This window comes from Leeuwenhoekiella sp. ZYFB001, assembly GCF_011784865.1.
Classification (GTDB): domain Bacteria; phylum Bacteroidota; class Bacteroidia; order Flavobacteriales; family Flavobacteriaceae; genus Leeuwenhoekiella; species Leeuwenhoekiella palythoae.
The window spans coordinates 2442181-2460361 of the sequence record NZ_CP050460.1 but is presented as its reverse complement, the minus strand read 5'-3'; the positions used below and the strand labels follow the sequence as shown (position 1 = coordinate 2460361).

Genomic DNA, 18181 nt, shown 5'->3' with positions numbered 1-18181 from the left:
AAGCAGTATGCCTATGTACATCGCAACGTGTTTACGGGTACACGTCCTAATCCGCTAAAGCACCCGTGGGTTATGGGTTATTTCCCTAGGTGGTAACCTGTAGTTGGGTGGGTTGTACGCGTTGGTACTGCCAGCCGTACGGGCTTATACCGTGTAGGTTAAGCACACCGGTGAGTTAGCTACAAAAAAATGAGCTGCAGACCTTGCGGTCTGTGAAAAAGAGAAACTGGCTTTTAAGAGTGCGTTGCATTTGGCTTCGTGTAAGCCAGATGAGAACCTGAAACCCCCGAAGTGTCGGGGCAGGTTGACGCTTTTTGTAAAGCTGTCTAAGCAAAAAAGCCTTCCCCTGCGAGTGGAATCAGTGGGGAAGGCGTGAGCTTAAATAAAACTATTGTTTCATTTATTAACACGACGAAGATATGAAAATTTACACTACGCGCCTTACGGGGGCCGCGTGGATACTTGTTACCCTGTTTTGGGCAACAGGAAATCTACTTTGGGCTATGCCCCAACAAACAGTATCCGGTACCGTTACCGATGCTCAAAAAAATCCCATCCCGGGTGTAAGCATACGCCTGTTGCACCGCAACACGGGTACGCAAACCGATCTGCAAGGAGCTTTTAGCCTCAGCGCAACACCTACCGATACGTTAAGCATCAGTTATCTTGGATTTAAAACGCTACGCCTACCGGTAGGGAATCAAACCAATTTTACTATTGTCCTGCAACAGGACATCACCGATCTGGGTGAGGTGACCATCAATGCCGGGTATTACAACACTACGCGCAGGGAGCAAACGGGCAGTATTGCCCGGGTGACCGGTGAGGAGATCGAGCGGCAGCCGGTGACCAATCCGCTAACAGCATTACAAGGCCGGATGGCCGGGGTAAATATCACCCAAACCACCGGAGTACCGGGAGGCGGTTTTGATATTCAGATACGGGGGACTAACAGTATCGGGGCGGGCAATGACCCGCTGTATATCGTAGATGGGGTTCCGTTTTCAGGAAATTCTCTGGGAGTCGCTTCTAACAATGCCCGGGTAATTCCCGGAACGATCTCTCCGCTTAATGCCTTGAGTCCTTCTGATATTGCAAGTATTGAAATACTAAAAGATGCCGATGCGACGGCTATTTATGGTTCGCGCGGGGCTAATGGAGTAGTTTTAATTACCACAAAAAAAGGAAAGGGGGGTAAAACCAGCTTATCGCTGAATATGCAGACGGGAATTGCTGAAGTGGCTCAGTTTGTTGACCTGATGGATACCTCACAGTATCTGGAGATGCGCAGAGAGGCTTATGCCAATGATGAGATCACCACTTATCCTTCCAATGCTTTTGATGTTAACGGCACCTGGGAAGATAACCCGGATACCGATTGGCAAGAAAAGCTATTGGGCAATCAAGCGCAGTTTCAAGAAGTAAACCTAAGATTAAATACGGGTAGTGCACAAACGCGATTTTTAATAGGTGCCAATCTCAGAACCGAAAACACGGTTTTTGAAGGAAACAGTGACTATACAAAAGCTTCGGCGTTGAGCGCGATGAATCACCAGTCTGCTGATGATCGATTTGCTGTCAATCTTTCCTTGAATTACGTAAGTGAGGATAATGTATTACCCTTGTCTGATCTTACCAGTCAAACCCGCATTCCGCCAAACTCCCCTAAAGTATATACTGAAGACGGAAGTCTCAACTGGGCAGGCAATACTTGGGGGAATCCCTATGCCGCCATTTTAAATGAAAGCTACCGGTATCAATCGAATAACTTAATTGCAAATGCGACTTTTTCCTATGCGCTTACAAAAGCGCTGAGCTTTAAGGCGAATCTGGGTTATAATCAAATCGAGATGGAAGATAAACGCCTCTTCCCTTCTACGCGATATAACCCGGCAGCCAATCGAGACAGCCGCTACTCGGTGGTGTACAGCAACACCGCCTCAAGGGATTCCTGGATCGTGGAGCCTCAACTTACCTACGAGAATCGATGGAAAAAGCTGGATATAGCGCTGCTCGCAGGGGCTACCGTACAACAGCAACAGGAAGAACAATTCTATGTATCTGCTCAGGGATTCCCAAGTAATCAGGTATTGGATAATCTGGCGTCAGCCACCACAACAACTATTTTGGATAACGGATCTTCACAATATCGCTATCAGGCCTTTTTTGGTCGTGTTAATCTAAACTGGGATAAGAGATACCTGCTTAACCTTACCGGGCGTCGCGATGGAAGCAGCCGCTTTGGAACCGGCAATCGCTTTGCCAATTTCGGAGCAGCAGGTCTAGCGTGGATTTTTACTGAAGAAGCATTTTTTAAAAATCAAAACGTATTGAGCTTCGGGAAACTAAGGGCGAGTTATGGAATCACCGGAAACGATCAAATAGGCAACTATGAATATCTTGATGCATATACACTAAGTGGTCGCAGTTATGGTGATCTTAACGGTCTTGCTCCGGCGCAGCTTTTCAATCCGAATTTTAGTTGGGAAACCAATAAAAAACTAGAGTTGGCTCTGGAAACCGGCTTTTTGAATAACAGGATCTATATAACTGCAGCCCTCTTTCGAAACCGCTCCTCCAATCAGTTAGTAGGTATACCTCAGCCGGGTACAACCGGCTTTACCAGTTTACGTGCCAACCTTAACGCCGAAGTTGAAAATAGAGGCTTTGAGCTGGAATTGCGTAGTGTGAATTTGGAAAGCAAAGACCTAAGATGGGTGACCACGTTTAACTTCAGCCTACTTAAAAATGAGTTGCTTTCGTACCCGGGGTTGGAAAACTCCACCAATGCTAATCTGCTGGTTATTGGCGAATCTTTAAATCTGGTACAATTGTATGAACTTCAAGGGGTAAATCCGGAAACCGGTATTTATGAATTCCGTGATTTTAATGGAGACGGAAGCATCAGTTTCACCGAAGACCGAAAATACATACGCTCCTACGATCCGAAATATTTTGGGGGGCTGGGTAACGAAATATCTTATAAAAATTGGAACCTGAGCTTCCTGTTTCAATTTGTAGGACAGGATAAAAACGGGCTCATCACCAACATCCCGGGAGCAATGATAAATCAACCGGTAGCTGTGCTCGACCGTTGGCAACAACCAGGAGATGAGGCTACCTATCAGCGCTATACAACCGGGAGAAATTCAGCCGCCCTTACCGCATATAACCGTTTTGTAAACAGCTCCGGTAATTTTGTGGATGCTTCCTTTGTACGGTTAAAAAATGCTTATCTATCTTATCGTATACCAACAGTATCAAAGGTTATTACGAATACTCGTGTATTTCTTCAGGGTCAAAACCTTTTGACTTTTACAGCTTTTGAGGGCGCTGATCCCGAGTCCGGATTTAGTACCAACCTGCCGCCCCTACGCCAATTCAGCCTTGGCCTTCAAGTACAATTTTAAAACTACTATTATGAAACCTATTCTCCTATATACCCACCTAAAACCTTTTCTCGCCTTTTTGGTGCTACTCAACCTGATATTGATAGGTTGTGAATCGTTTATTGAAGTAGATCTGCCTCCCGGGCAGCTTACCGGTGAAGCGGTATTTACAGACCTGCGTACCGCTGAGGCTGCACTCACAGAAATCTATGCGCTTCAGCGTGATCAGGGTATACTAAGCGGTGGAAGAAGTGGCATCAGTTCTAATCTGGCGCTCTATGCCGATACCTATGAACAATTTGGATCCCAAAGCAGTGATCCCTATTTCTTTTTTACTCATTCTGTAAGCCCCGATACACGTACCATAGCCAATTTCTGGAATACTTCTTATAACAGTATTTACGCGGCAAATGCACTTATCAAAGGCATCCCTGCTTCTGACGCTCTTGATGCAACCGCCGCTGAGCGTCCTTTAGGTGAAGCGTATTTTATCCGTGGGTTGATGCATTTTTATCTAACCAATCTCTTTGGACCTATTCCCTTTGTCACCACCACCGATTATCGGGTAAATCAAGAGGTTTTAAAAAAGCCCGTAGATGAAGTCTATACTCAAGTAGTGCGTGATCTTGTTCAGGCAGAAGTCTTAATCCCGGAAAGTTACAGTTCTTCGGAACGTACTCGGCCCAATGCCTTTGCGGTAAAAGCGCTATTGGCCCGGGTTTACCTCTATCAAGGCGAATGGCAAAAAGCCTATGACAAAGCCGGGGAAGTATTAGCGTCTGAGTTGTATACTTTGGATATTCCCTTAGATCAACTTTTTTTAAAAGAGAGCAAAAATACCCTCTGGCAATTTATGCCTCAGAATGCAGGAGCGAATACGCTCGAAGGACGCAATTTTATATTAAGCGTGCTTGGCAGTAATTATGCCGCTTTTAATCCTGACTTTGTAACTAGTTTTGAACCGGGAGATTTACGAATAGAAAGCTGGATCGATAGCATCACCCAGAATGGTATCACGGCCTACTTTCCCATTAAATACCGGGAAGAACTTAGTACTGCCACCTCACTGGAGTACAGTAAAGTCTTAAGACTTGGAGAACTTTATCTGATACGGGCAGAGGCAGCCTGGAGGCTGAACCGGATTCCCCAAGCTCTTGCTGATCTCAATGCCATACGTCTACGGGCAGGCTTGTCTTCTTTAAATGCTGCGACTTCAGAAGAACTTGAAGACCTGATTTTATCAGAACGCGGAGCAGAACTTTTCACCGAGTTTGGGCATCGATGGTTTGACTTAAAGCGATGGGATAAAGCGGAGACCGTACTTCAAGCAAGCAAACCCGGTTGGGGTGTCCAAAGCTACCTGCTTCCCATTCCTGAAACCGAATTGGGTGCTAATCCAAACTTGCTCCCCCAAAATCCCGGATACTGATGTTTAGATTATTGACCACCCTTGTACTATTTGTTGTGGGCATAGGAATTCCCTATGCCCAATCTAAGAAACGACCTGATCTTGATGATTATAAACTTTGGTATTCACTAAAACTACGGAGCACTTCCCCGAAGGGAACTTGGATGGAACTTTACAAAGATTATGAAAACCTACAGGACACCACCGAGATCCGTTCACTGTCTGGTGACAAACGATATGTATTTACTAATTTCCAGAGCGTAACGCTTGATGAAGATTGGTGTTTCTACAAGAGCCAAACCGGAATTGGCATCGTGAATTTACTAGAGGATACCCAAAACCACTTTGAGGGGTATACCGGCTACAGGTATATTCCTGAACTGCACGTGCTGCTACTCGAAAGCAGGAGCGGAACAATTGACCTAAAGCTTCTGAATCTAAATAACGGGAGACAACAGGATCTAACGGACCTAGAGGATTACGCTTTAAATGCCCAGAAAACTCAGGTGGTTTACGCGCTACAGGATACAAGTGCTCCCAGACTTGAAGTTTATGATCTTGAAACAGGAACACGAAAACCGATACCGCTTAAGTTAGAACCCGGAACGCACAACAGATTGATCTGGAATCCCGATTCTAGTAAAATTGCATGGTATTATACTCCACAGGGGACTAAGGAACCGGAACTCTTTTGCTATAACCTAGGCGATAAAACCTTGATGGCCTTTAATGCCACCAACCGCGCTGAATTTCCGGCGGACAAACAGGTGTTGGAACCCTTTACGTATAAGCCTTTTACGTTCTCCAAAACCGGTGATCGCCTGTTTTTTCGAATACAAAGCATACCAAGACGGACATTAGCCTGGGGGTCTGGTGTAGAGATTTATCGCAGTAAGGATGTGTATGAAGTTATGAACCCTCGATATGTGGAAGCCCATATCAATACGGCTGATTATGGGGTTTGGAATCTGAAAACCAATGGGTATCTACAGCTAACCGATTCGCTTTGGCAGACCAGTTACCTTACAGCCAATGACAGCCTGATCTTACTTACCCATTCCAAGCCGTACCATCCCAGAATTAAACTTATAAATGATGCCGATATTCAATTGCGAAACATAATGACCGGTGATTCCATCTACGGCGCCTCTAAAATTGAAGGGATCACATCCTATACCGGAATAGAACCCCACGGACGTTTTATGTATTATTACAAAAACGGAAGGTGGCTGATTTATGATATCCAAAGGAAGGTGGAGATAGACCTTTCCGTCTACATCCCAACACCCCTGTCTACTGCAGATCCCTCACAAAGTGTCTTTCCTTTCCCCAATGGCTTGGCAGGTTTTGATAAAACCGGTACGCAACTATTGGTTTACGATCAGTTTGATATCTGGCAGGTGGATTTAATTAAACTTCAAGCCAAGCGCCTGACTCAGGGGCGGGAACAAGGTCGAACTTACCGATTGATAACCGAACCTAAAATCTTACAGGATTGGGAAGGTACTTCATTATTTACCCCTGACGTTTTAGATTTAGAAAAGCCCCTGTATTTAAAAAGTAGTGATGAGGCATACAGGAGTGGTTTTGCATGTTATGCCAACGGAAAACTAAAAAATATCGCTTTTAAGGCTTCACGGCATTACAGTCCGAAAATAACAGAAAATGGGTTATACTATCTGGAGGAAAATCAAGATCTGCCGCCACGGGTCATGTTCTGGAATAGGGCTAACACAACACTCAAACGGGGCTATCAGTCCAATAGACACTATACGCGCTTCACTACCGGAAAAGCCGAGTTGCTGCAGCTAGATAATGAAAAACAAATGGACGGGTTACAGGCTACACTTTTATACCCTTTTGCTTACGATGCGTCAAAGTCCTATCCTATGATCATTGATTTGTATGAGCAAAATGCCGGTGCCATACATCACTATTCCGTTCCTATTCTTGGAGACCGTAAGGGGGTAAATTATACGCGGCTGCGAAGCGAGGGGTATTTTGTGCTTTGTCCCGACTTAACGTATAAGTCTAACCAACCTGGAGAATCCTCAAAACAAAGCCTTGATTTGATTTTGAAAGAAGTTCTTAACAACACAGCTATCGATTCAAACCGAATAGGCCTCAATGGCTATTCCTTTGGCGGCTTTGAGGTTAATTATATAGTGGGGTCCGGGACGCGGTATGCTGCTGCAGTCTCCGGTGGTGGACTTAGTGATCTGACTCGAAAATACACCACTGTTGATAGGGTGGGTAATACTAAATTTTATCATCTGGAAAATTACCAGGGACGTATGCAAGGTCCCTATTATGAAAACCAGCAGGCGTATATGGATAACAGTCCCATTTGGAAAGTAGATCAAGTGAACACGCCACTACTCCTTTATGCCGGTAAAGAAGATTATCATGTGAATCGTAACCAATCTATAGCCTTTTATCTGGGATTGAAGCGCGCCGGTAAAGAATCAACCTTACTACTTTACCCGGATCAGGGTCATGCCTTTTCAAATCTTAAGGCGATACAGGACGTAAATGATCGTATTTTAGCATGGTTTGAGCATTACCTAAAGGGAGGTTCCAAATCATTGTGGATGAAAGCAAATGCCTATTAAAATAGAACCCGCACATGGTGCGAGTTCTCTCTTAAGCCTATTGAGGTATTTGATACAATGGCGTTTCACACATTGTTCCATCTAACTCAAATAGGTTACGCGTACCATCGGTACAGGGAATTCCTGTATCAATAGTACTACATTCAACCCCGGCGTCTCTACACTCCAGCTGAACATTGTCATAATAGTACCCGGGTACCTGGGCATTGCTCGCAGCATTTACTTTTGCTGCACTTGTCATAAATGCTCCTCCCAGGGCCAGTGCAATGGCTGCTACCGGTAAGAACACTTGCTTTTTTAAATTTTTCATAGTTGTAAAATTTAACGATTATTGACCTACTCTAGTTCAGGTTTTCGGTCGTACTCCTGATATCGGCCGATATATTTTAATTGGGTGTTACTCTATTTTGTATTGTTTTTTGATAGTGTATCAAATAAGTTCCACAAATTGCATAGACTTGATTATTCTTTAGCGCAAGATCCATCAATGGTTTCATCCCTGGATGCTGCAGGTATAGGCTATGCGTATACAGGCCCTTATTGAGATCATAGACATCAACAATAGAACGTCCGTCATCCAGCTCTGGCTCGTACATACCCAGACGTTTAGAATGAACATATAGCTGCTTGCCCGAGGTGGCTATAGTATTAGAAACGTGAATAGTATTTGATCCAAGTTTACGTTGGCCTTTTCCAGCAATCGTGTCTATTTGTAATTGTGCAATACTGATCGTATCGATAAGTTTTTCTCTATGAACCTCATTGAGATTGGTATCCATTATCAAATATTCATTCCGAAAGCGGTACACATAAATTATGCGCTGCAACTCCTCATTAAAGGTTAAAAAACCTTCTACGTCAAATATGCCGTCTACCTGTCGTTCTAGTATTTGTGGAACTAGTTTAAAACCAGAAGTATCTGCATAAGAATACAACCCCAGCTCATTTTCATTGGTTGCTGCGCTCCTAGTTGTAAAAGCGTATGTATTTTCTGATATAGGCTGTAGTTTGGTAAAATAAAATGGTGTTTGTTTGGGAACTATTTTTCGACTTTGTAAATCCCCACTGAAGATCACAGGTACCTTGCCGTCTAATAGTCTAAGAATAGAATTATTCACCAGGATTTTAGAAGCCATGAATTTGATATCGGAGGCATTTTCAAGCTTTATCTGTGAAGAACTGGAATCTGAAAGCTTTTTATCAAAGCTTACTAAGGTAAAGGGAGCGGTTGAATTTCCCAGATAGATACTATCTGCGGTAATCCCAGCTATGTAATAGGAATTCACTTTTAAATCAAACACTTGCTTTTGATCAAATACGTGCGGAATATATCTTCGTATAAAAGCATTGTTTCGATGTATTTGCTTTTCTGAGGTCAAGAAAAGTACAATTACCATAACACTACTAAAAAGCATCCCAGACCCTAAACGCAATAGTCCTTTAGCTAAAGATCTGTGCTGTGACTGATTGCTATAGGACAATCGATTTATAAAAAGGACTAGCAAAATCAGAATAATGCAGAAGCCATTAAAGAGTAAATGCTCCGTCCAACTTAAAGCTTCGAGAATGCCTCCGCATGAGCAGGGAACAAAATCGGCGTAATTGAGAATGATGATAATATAGGTGGTAAAAGCCGTCATCAAACACAGACTCCCATATAAACCAATATTTTTCGTTTTTGGAATTAACAATAATGTACTCAACACATATTCACTCAAAGGAACCAACCAAACTAGAATACCCGCATAGGCACTTAATAAAGGAGATTGCCCCAGTTGAATGCTAAAAGCTTCGAAGTCCAACAGCTTAGCCGTAGCGGCATAGACCCATAGTAACATGAAGAGGGGTACTACTCCCATGCTTGCAACTTGTTTTATATAACCTGCTTTTGACATGCTTTGTGTTTACAGGTTAAAGGTATGAGAGGTGTTTGGGAAACAGTATGTTATGAGGGATTGAAACTCAGGTGTACGGGATTATTGGTGCATTTTACGGTACTGACTGGGTGCTACACCGAATTCTTTTTTAAATGCCTGCCCAAAATGTACGTAGGACTTAAAGCCTGTTTGTAAAGCGATACTCGATAGGGGGTCTGTGGTGGACCTAATGAGATGCTTGGCCTTATGTAAGCGCTGTTGCAATTGGTATTTAAATACGCTGGTCTGATAAAGTTCTTTGAAGCCTTTTTTAAGTTTATATTCATTAAGACCAAAGCGTACTCCCAAGATCTTTAAGGAGGCGATACGATCTTCCGGGTGGTCTTGGAGATAGGCTTTCACATCCTGAATATTTTGTATGTCTCGTGTGTTTTTGAGCGCCTCGAGCTTCCGTATCGGGTATTCTTTTTTTGAAGCATCCTCTTTCAGTAAAGGATTAAGACTTTGAATGCGGGAGGCCACTACCAGAAAGTTACCGGCAACTGCATCGTAACGCAACTTAAAAAGTGTACATTCTAAAGGTACGTTCAGCGTGTTTGAAGCTCGCAATTCTAATCTACAAGGTACACTAGGGTATTGTTTTTTTAGCAACTGTTTTAAACGCTTTTTAAAGATTTTTTTTGAAGCTGGCGTTAACAGATGTAAAAAGTTTTGATCAACGAAAGTGGGTTCTGCATCGAGGTCAAAATTTGTAGAAAGTATACTATGCTCTGGGTTGATCAAAAAGAGGTAGTGTCTCACCTTAAAAATACTATCAGCCGGCGCATTGAATATAAAAGGATTGTACGAGACTCTCAATTCCTGAGCCAGCATATTAAGCGATGCTGCAATGGCTTCAGTTTCATTGTTTTCGCCTGTACGAGGAATTTGGTAGTTAAAATTACCTTTAGCCATTTCTAAAATCATCGTCTTGATTTGTTTTGCTCGAGTGTTTAAGTAGTTCATACGCAAGAAAGGAATTAGTTGAAGCGATCATTACTCTCGAAAGCTGCTTAGGAAGTTCCAGGCAGTTCTAATATCAAATACCAATTGGGTGGGGATAGCCGCTGATCCGTTTTGTAAATAAAATTGCATCATAATTTCAGTTACTGGATAATCAATGCGAAAAGCCAGAGCACGCACCAAAGCATTGCCATTTTGAGATAAGAAATCCCGTGCTTCTTTTTCAGAATCTATAATAGGGCGTACATCGCAATATACCGGATAAGGTTGGCCCATTTGGACGGCAAGACGATCTTGAACGACCTCTTCTGCTGCCTTAAGACTTAGACAAGCTTCAGGTTTATAATATAAAAACAGGATTCCCGCTTTAATCCGATATTCAGCATACGCGTTTTCGTAATCAGGACGCATAGTGAACAAGTTTTGTAAGGTTAAATGTATTAAAAAGCCTGTCTAGTTGCTTAATTATAAAGGATTTAATCTATAGTGTTGAGGAGTTTTATGAAGGTTTTTGGAGTTAAAGTAAAGTCTCAGGGATAAATAGTAAAGTTTAAAGGAATAATACTTGTTGAATTTTTAATGCTGATATTCAAGGTGTTAATAATTGGTTAGATTCGGTCTGATACAACCAAACTTCTTTAAAATGGCTCAAATCAAACACAACAATTTTCTGGATACCGTTGATAAGGTGATCACGGAAGCTAAAGCGGAAGGTATCGTACATTTGCGTGCTGAAGACAGACAACATACCGGTAGATGGCTTACGGTACAAGGAAAAGCTTGTTATCACTTTGGAAATACCGGGTATTTAGGTTTAGAACAAAATAACCGGATCAAATTAGGGGCCATGCAGGCCCTCTTGCGCTACGGTACCCAATTTCCTTTATCTAAAACCTATATTTCGCATCCGCTTTATGAAGAACTGGAAGAGAAGCTGCAGCTACTCTTTAAAAATCCTGTAATTATTACCAAGAACAGCACCTTGGGTCATCTGGCAGTCATCCCGACGGTGGTGCGGGATGAAGATGCTGTTATTTTGGACCATCAAGTACATTGGAGTGTACAAAATGCAGCGCAGCTCCTTAAAGTACGAGGAATACCCGTACAGCTTGTACGCCACAATAATCTGGAAATGCTGGAAACCCTGATCCAAAAACTTTCTTCTAAAGTTTCTAAAATATGGTATATGGCCGATGGGGTATACTCGATGTTTGGAGATTATGCACCGGTTAAAGAATTGTTAGCACTCACTAAAAAATATCCGCAGCTCTATCTCTACTTTGATGATGTACATGGAATGAGCTGGCGAGGTGCTAATGGGATGGGCTATGTATTGAGTCAGGTGGGAACCCTACCGGAACATGTGTTGGTATTTGGAACCTTAAGTAAATCCTTTGGAGCATCGGGTTCCGTTTTAATCTGTTCTAATAAAAAACTCTATAACCAAATCAAAAACTTTGGAGGTCCCTTAACTTTTTCAGCCCAGTTAGAACCTAGTGCGTTAGGTGCAGCCATAGCCTCGGCAAACATTCATTTGTCTGATGAGATTTATCGTCTGCAGGAAGCGCTGAATAATCGCATCGCCTACTTCAATCAACAATTGGTTATGGCCCATTTACCACTTATCGCGCGAAATAGTTCGCCGGTATTCTATATAGGAACCGGCTTGCCTGCTACAGGTTACTTTCTTGTAAAACGCCTGATGGAAGCAGGGATCTATGTAAACCTTGGTTTATTTCCCGCAGTCCCTGCTAAAAACACCGGACTTCGTATTACCCTCTCCAACCATAATGCTTTTGATGATATTGATCAACTGGTGGAGCAATTGATAAGCAATTATGATATCGCCCTTATGGCTACAGATAATTCCCGTTCTCGAGTGGGAAAAGCCTTCCGTATGGATTTTGTAGATGGTAAGCCCTTTGCCACCACTAACCAGGATTTACAATTTAAGGAATTTAAAAGTATTGCTGAGACTGATGCAACCCACTGGAATTCAACCCTAGGGAAATTCAATATGCTAACTTATGATGGGCTTGCCTATTTGGAGCAAAGCTTTACTCAGAATCAAGAACCCGAGCACAACTGGCGGTTTTGGTATATACAGATTGTGGATGATGCTAACTGCCCAGTATTGATGACTTTTTTAACCGAAAGTCTTTGGAAAAATGATATGCTGGCTCCGGCTTCGGTCTCTAAACTGCTGGAGCACCAGCGAAAACGTAATCCCTATTTACAAACCTCGCGGGTATTATCTTTGGGCTGCTTATTTACTGAAGGAAACCATCTTTATCTGAATGAAGAACACCCACAGGTCACCTTGGCTTTAAAGCAATTGTTGGAATACATTGAAAATCTGGCACAGACAAGGAAGGTTACCATGACCGTGCTTCGCGATTTTGATCTGAACTACAACTGGTCAAAGGCGATTTTGGATCAAGGCTATATTCCCATAGATATGCCCGATTCGTGTGTATTGCTAGACTTACATCATAAGATCGAAGCTGATTATACCCAATACCTTTCTAAACGATCTCAAAAGCATTTCAAGAAAGATATCGAGCCCTATTTAAGTTTGGTTAAATCTAATGTGGTTCAACGGGTGAGTAGCGCAAACATTAAAGTCTATTACGAGCTCTATCTACAGGTTCAGCGTAAAAATTATGGACTTAATACCTTTACTTATCCTCTTGAGGCTTTTGAAGTCTTGCGCAGTCATCCCAATTGGGAATGCATTCTTCTTAAGGCTGTTGAAGATGAACGCCTATTAGGGGTTATGTTTTGCTATAAAAATTATTCAGGCGTTTATGTACCCAGTCTAATTGGTATGGATTATAAGTATTTAGAAGTATTTAAAACGTATAGACAGCTTTTATATCAAACCATTTTAAGAGCCCGAAAACTAAACATGAGACAGATAGATTTTGGGATGAGTGCCAATTTTGAGAAGCGCAAACTAGGGGCTGCAGTTCTGCCTAAACAAGCCTTTGTGCAAACTGATGACCATTTTTTTCTGGAGGAATTAGAGATGATGCGTACGGGGCACTCCGATTAATTTTTGAGTGACCAATAGATTATCTCACTATCCTAATGCTTTTGAACCTATCAATTTCTCCTTATGTACTCACCTGTCTAACTGATGTTACCATGTTTGCTACAACCCTACAAAACTTTCACCATGAATTAAAAACTCAAGTATTTGTAATACCTGAAACCCTGAAAAAGGCAGAGGTGGGGATTGAAGTTGCATCTAAAACGCTGATCTGTCTCAAGGAGCTCGTAGAGCAGGAAGATTTTGAAGATGTACCTCATGAAATACACTTTTTTAAGCATCTTAAACCCTGCCCGATGAGTTATCTTATATACTTTACTGAGATGCGCACCTGTGAAATGAGAAAACCGAAAGCTGGCGCTTCTTTCCAGATTAGGTTTTATAAGAAGGAATTGCGCAAAATCAACAAATTCTTTAACCACAATATGCACTTTGTAAGGTATATGGAGGAAGAACACACCTATTTAGATCATCAGTTCTTTACGCGCAATACACAGCAGAATTTTCCAATGACCCCTATGCTGTACCACTACGATTATCCTGATTTTAGTAGTGCGTATGATATGCTTTGGGCTAAAGTGCAAGCCATGTATCGCCTTATACATTATATTCGTGATGCTCTTAAGACTCTAAATTCTCCCAGTGAAACTGTTCCGTTACCTCAGAAGCATCATGTGATGCTTTGGTCTGGGTCTAAAACAGCTTTAGTCGAACTCATTTATGCTTTACACGCGTCACAGTATCTCAATCATGGGTTGTCTGACCTTAGTACTTTAGTAGCCTCTTTTGAAGGTTTTTTCAATATTAAATTGGATGGAGTTTATAAAACGTATGGAGAAATCAAAGCCCGAAAGGGGAGTAGAACTAAGTTTTTGGAGGAGCTAATCTTAAAATTAGAATATAAGATGCGGCAGGATGACATTTAATTTAGTAGTATAGCCTGCAACAGATTTGAAACATAAAAGCTTTGGAATATTTTACATTTCGTATTTTCAAAAAGGTACTCTTTTTTCAAAGCCTCAAAAGGTAAACAGTAATCGGAAACCTTGTGTATGTCGTCTTGCCATTGTGCTATTCAAACCGTTTCAAGCCTTTGGTCTTTACGTTATTCTTTAGGTTAAATCGCACATCTCACGTGAAACTATATAGGTAGGTATGGCTTCTTTCATTATAAATTTACTTAAAAGTCTTCTCGCGAAACCTCGGGGTTGGTTTTTTTTAGAATGAAACTGTAGCTCGAGGTTCATGCGTATCTGGAGGATAGAAACGGATACGCGCTCAAAAGGTTGTGTAATCATCTAAAAAAGATGGTCTGATCATTTCATAAATGATCAGATTTACAAAGAAGCTGAACATCTTTAAGAAGTTTGACGCCAATTGGTTAATTCATAAACCGAATGGCGCCAAACAGCATATTTAGTTTCAGTCAAGGATAGCTCAGGCTATATTTTAGGAAGTTCCCATCCGTTATGGTAGTTCGCTCGAATAAGGGCATCTGCTTCAGGATTATTGAACGTTTGCGATTGCTCATCCCAATAAATTTTATTACCTGTTTTAAAGGCGATATTACCCATATGCGCTGTGATTGCTGCTCTGGCTCCTGCTTCGATATTACACTTGAGCTCGGTAGGCGTGTTATTACGTATAGTGTCAACAAAATTTTTAGCGTGATTGTCTAACGCATTACCTTCACGGTCTTTCCAAGAAACCTCCGGGGTTTTATCAATCCATTGATCGTTTTGCCTTTCCCGCTCGGGAACCACTTTCCATCCTCCTCGGTTGACGACTAAAGTTCCATTATTTCCAATAAATGCAATACCTTCTGTTGAACCATAATTACCCCCATCAATACCAGTAGCATGCTCCCATAACAGATTGAAATTTTCAAATTCATAGACGGTTTGTAGGGTATCTGGAGTTTCAGAAGCATCATCGGGATAGGCAAATTTACCACCAGATGCCAAAATAGATTTAGGAGCGCCCGCATTCATCGCATACAAGGCTATATCTAATTCGTGAACTCCCCAATCGGTCATCAGCCCTCCTGCATAATCCCAAAACCACCTAAAATTAAAGTGAAATCTATTCTCATTAAAGGGGCGTGAAGGTGCGGGACCTAACCACATGGTGTAGTCCACTTCTTTTGGAGGCGTTGTATTTGGCTTTACTGGAATGGGATTCATCCAACCCTGATACGACCAACACTTTACTAAACGTATAGGACCTAGTTTTCCTGATCTAACATAGTTAACAGCCTCATCATAATGTTGCCCACTTCGTTGCCACTGTCCCACCTGAACCATTTTAGTGTTGTAGCGTTTGGCTGCGTCAAGCATCACATTACATTCTTCGATACTGTTTGCTAATGGTTTTTCTACATACACATGCTTATCAGCCTGTAAGGCATGCACAGCATTTAAACAATGCCAATGGTCTGGTGTACCTATGATAACCGCATCAATAGCTTTATCCTCTAAGAGTTTCCTATAGTCAGTGTAACGCTTCGGTGCAGTACCAGTATTTTTTTGAAGTTCTAAAGCGCGTTTATTTAGAACCCGCTCATCAACATCTGCTAAGGCAATACACGTAACATTAGGCAATTTTAAATGTGCCTGCAAATTAGACCACCCCATCCCGTTGCAACCTATAAGTCCTAAATTAATACGGTCATTAGCTGAAAACAAATGAATAGGTTGTGCTAAAAGGCTATTGGTCAAACTTAAACCTGCGGAGGCTAAGGCAGTTTTTTGTAGGAACTTACGTCTGGGTAGTGTTCTCATATATAATAGAATAAAGGTTAGCCCTTAAATATAGTCATTTTTACTATATAGATAATTATTAGGGTGTGCATATGATCTCTACTAACGGCTATTTATGGCTACAGGAAAGACAAGATGCTATACACAAAAATCACAATCCAAAAGCATATAGGGTTGCTCTCGATGTTTATAAATGATAACCTGTGCTCAAAACACGCGATACGATTCCCAATCTTAACTGGAACAGGCAGCGCGGAAACATCAATGTAAGATGTGCGTATTTCGTATTTCTACTTTTGTATTTTGTATTTCCGTTTTCGCATGTTGAAAAAAGTCTCAGGTTTTTCAAACCATAAACGGTAATCAGCAAACAGAAACCTGCCAATTGCCAATTGCTACTGCTAACTGTTGATCCGTATTTCTAATTCCTGATTTCTAATTTCTAATTCGTTGTGGGATTTGACTTTTCTAACTTCAAACAGTGAACACTAAACAAAGGGCTGTCTTTTGCTTGAAGGGATGGGATGAGCGAATGTGCAGAATTCCCAGACAGGTGCAATATCCCCCAATGGTCGAAATGACGATTCGGTTCGTATTTCGTATTTCAAAAAAATCGCAAGCTTATCAAATTCAAACACCAACCCCAAATCCTATACGGTAAACAGCAAACAGAAACCTGCCAATTGCCAACTGCTAACTGCCAACTTTTAATCTGTATTCCGTATTTCTACTTTCGTACTTCAGTATCTTATAAACACTACATAACCGGAAGTTCTAAGGTAACCGTAGTTCCTTGATCTTTTTGAGAAGTGAGATGGAAGGTACCGCTCAAGGCCTCGCAGCGTTCACGAACGAAGCTTAGTCCTAGTCCATAACCGGTTTCTCCTTGGGTTCCTTTTTGTGGAATTGTTCTACCGCTACGCACCGCTTCTTGGGTTTCAGGAGTCATTCCGATGCCGTTGTCTTCTACCCTCACGTGAAGGATTTTAGCTTTTTGGGAAGATGCCAAGTGCATTGCAACTTGAACTTTTCCGTTGGTCGGCGTGAACTTTAGCGCGTTAGCAATAAGGTTCCCAATGATAGGAAGCAGATTTTTACGGGGAAAGCGCAGGACCGAAGGGGTCGCACGCACATTAAATGCGATGGTTTTAACTTGCGCTTGTGGACTGTATAAATCGGTTAGTTTTTTGGCTAAGGCTTGAGTGTCATAATTGTGGAGCTGCTGGTCCAGAAGCGGGGTATCCTCTAAAATAGCTTCGGTTAGTTGTAGCAAGCTGCTGGCGGTTCCAGCGGCATCGCGCAGTAAGCTTTCCAGATCGCTGCGCTGCAAGCTGCTTAAGCTGGTGGTTGAAAGCAATTGAGAGAGTCCGCTTAACGGACTGCGAATGTCGTGTGCCAGCCGGCGCTGCATACGTTTAGAATCGGCTAAGGCTTGTTCTAAAAGCTGCTGTTGCTTCTGTTGTTGTAGCAAACGTTCCAGTTCTTTGGCAATCAGATGCAGTTGTTCTTTTTGCTCTTGAGTTAGTGAAGTTTTATCTTTTCCTGCGACACATAAACTGCCTACGGTCACGTTTTGATCTAGCTTAAGCGGAATCCCGTAATAAAACACATAGCCTTCATCTACCACATACGTAGAGTCTTTAAAACGAAGATCTTCGGCTACCAGCGATTCAAAATACTGCTCCTGTTCAATGGTTACATTACAAATGGAAGTTTCTCTGGGCTTTTGTGTGGCTTGATTCTGGGTTCCGGCAACGGTCCATTGGGTATAGGCATCGATCAAATTCACCTCGGAAAGTTGTGTGCCTGTGACTTTGGCGGCGAGTTCGCTCAGCAGTTTAAAATCTTGTACAAGCTGCTGGTAATCCAGATCTAAGTCGGCCAGACTCTTTAAACGCGAATACTCTTTTGAATGCAATGCTCACTGATTTAGGGAAGGCAAAAATATCAAAATCTCTTTTGTAAAGAAGGAGGATCTCAAGTTTAAAAATACTTTAACACAGCAGCTTAGCCCCATAAAAAATCCCCGGAACTAAAAAGCTTCCGGGGATTGCTATAACATGCTAGAGCCCGTAGGCTAAA

General features: G+C 42.1%; 11 protein-coding genes. 5 read left to right on the top strand and 6 right to left on the bottom strand.

Annotation, left to right across the window (positions count from 1 at the left end; all coding sequences use genetic code 11):
- The first annotated feature begins 419 nt into the window (after positions 1-419).
- From HCN54_RS10470 to HCN54_RS10460, 3 genes are read left to right on the top strand one after another with little or no spacing between them, the layout of a single operon-like run.
- Complete coding sequence (locus tag HCN54_RS10470; RefSeq protein ID WP_167597757.1) at positions 420-3410, top strand: SusC/RagA family TonB-linked outer membrane protein; 2991 nt, start codon at positions 420-422, stop codon at positions 3408-3410.
- 10 nt (positions 3411-3420) lie between these two features.
- The gene (locus HCN54_RS10465) at positions 3421-4818 is read left to right on the top strand and encodes a RagB/SusD family nutrient uptake outer membrane protein (RefSeq protein ID WP_167597756.1); all 1398 of its coding nucleotides are present in this window, start codon (positions 3421-3423) and stop codon (positions 4816-4818) included.
- Positions 4818-7409 (top strand): alpha/beta hydrolase family protein, encoded by a 2592-nt coding sequence (locus tag HCN54_RS10460; RefSeq protein ID WP_167597755.1) that lies wholly within the window; start codon positions 4818-4820, stop codon positions 7407-7409. The genes HCN54_RS10465 and HCN54_RS10460 overlap by 1 nt, the downstream gene beginning before the upstream one ends.
- Before the next feature lie 37 nt (positions 7410-7446).
- Here the strand turns inward: HCN54_RS10460 and HCN54_RS10455 are convergent, their stop codons facing one another.
- The 4 genes from HCN54_RS10455 to HCN54_RS10440 all read right to left on the bottom strand — a co-directional run bounded on the left by HCN54_RS10455 (position 7447) and on the right by HCN54_RS10440 (position 10699).
- Entirely contained in the window at positions 7447-7719 is a 273-nt protein-coding gene (locus HCN54_RS10455) for a DUF6520 family protein (protein WP_167597754.1), read from the bottom strand.
- A gap of 76 nt (positions 7720-7795) precedes the next feature.
- Positions 7796-9304, bottom strand: a complete 1509-nt coding sequence (locus HCN54_RS10450) for a MauE/DoxX family redox-associated membrane protein (protein WP_167597753.1) — start codon at positions 9302-9304, stop codon at positions 7796-7798.
- A gap of 81 nt (positions 9305-9385) precedes the next feature.
- Complete coding sequence (locus HCN54_RS10445) at positions 9386-10291, bottom strand: helix-turn-helix domain-containing protein (protein WP_084673035.1); 906 nt, start codon at positions 10289-10291, stop codon at positions 9386-9388.
- A gap of 30 nt (positions 10292-10321) precedes the next feature.
- On the bottom strand, positions 10322-10699 hold the full coding sequence (locus tag HCN54_RS10440) for a hypothetical protein (RefSeq protein WP_072980192.1): 378 nt from the start codon (positions 10697-10699) through the stop codon (positions 10322-10324).
- Between the two features lie 232 nt (positions 10700-10931).
- On the opposite strand from HCN54_RS10440, the gene HCN54_RS10435 reads away from it, so the two are divergent.
- Both HCN54_RS10435 and HCN54_RS10430 read left to right on the top strand, forming a co-directional pair.
- Complete coding sequence (locus HCN54_RS10435) at positions 10932-13343, top strand: aminotransferase class I/II-fold pyridoxal phosphate-dependent enzyme (protein ID WP_167597752.1); 2412 nt, start codon at positions 10932-10934, stop codon at positions 13341-13343.
- A gap of 92 nt (positions 13344-13435) precedes the next feature.
- The gene (locus tag HCN54_RS10430; RefSeq protein ID WP_167597751.1) at positions 13436-14266 is read left to right on the top strand and encodes an RteC domain-containing protein; all 831 of its coding nucleotides are present in this window, start codon (positions 13436-13438) and stop codon (positions 14264-14266) included.
- 516 nt (positions 14267-14782) lie between these two features.
- Here the strand turns inward: HCN54_RS10430 and HCN54_RS10425 are convergent.
- A complete protein-coding gene (locus HCN54_RS10425; RefSeq protein ID WP_167597750.1) occupies positions 14783-16120 on the bottom strand; it encodes a Gfo/Idh/MocA family protein in 1338 nt (445 codons plus the stop codon).
- Positions 16121-16856: 736 nt separating this feature from the next.
- Positions 16857-18017, bottom strand: coding sequence for a sensor histidine kinase (locus HCN54_RS10420; RefSeq protein ID WP_167597749.1), 1161 nt, complete (start codon positions 18015-18017; stop codon positions 16857-16859).
- Between the last annotated feature and the right edge of the window lie 164 nt (positions 18018-18181).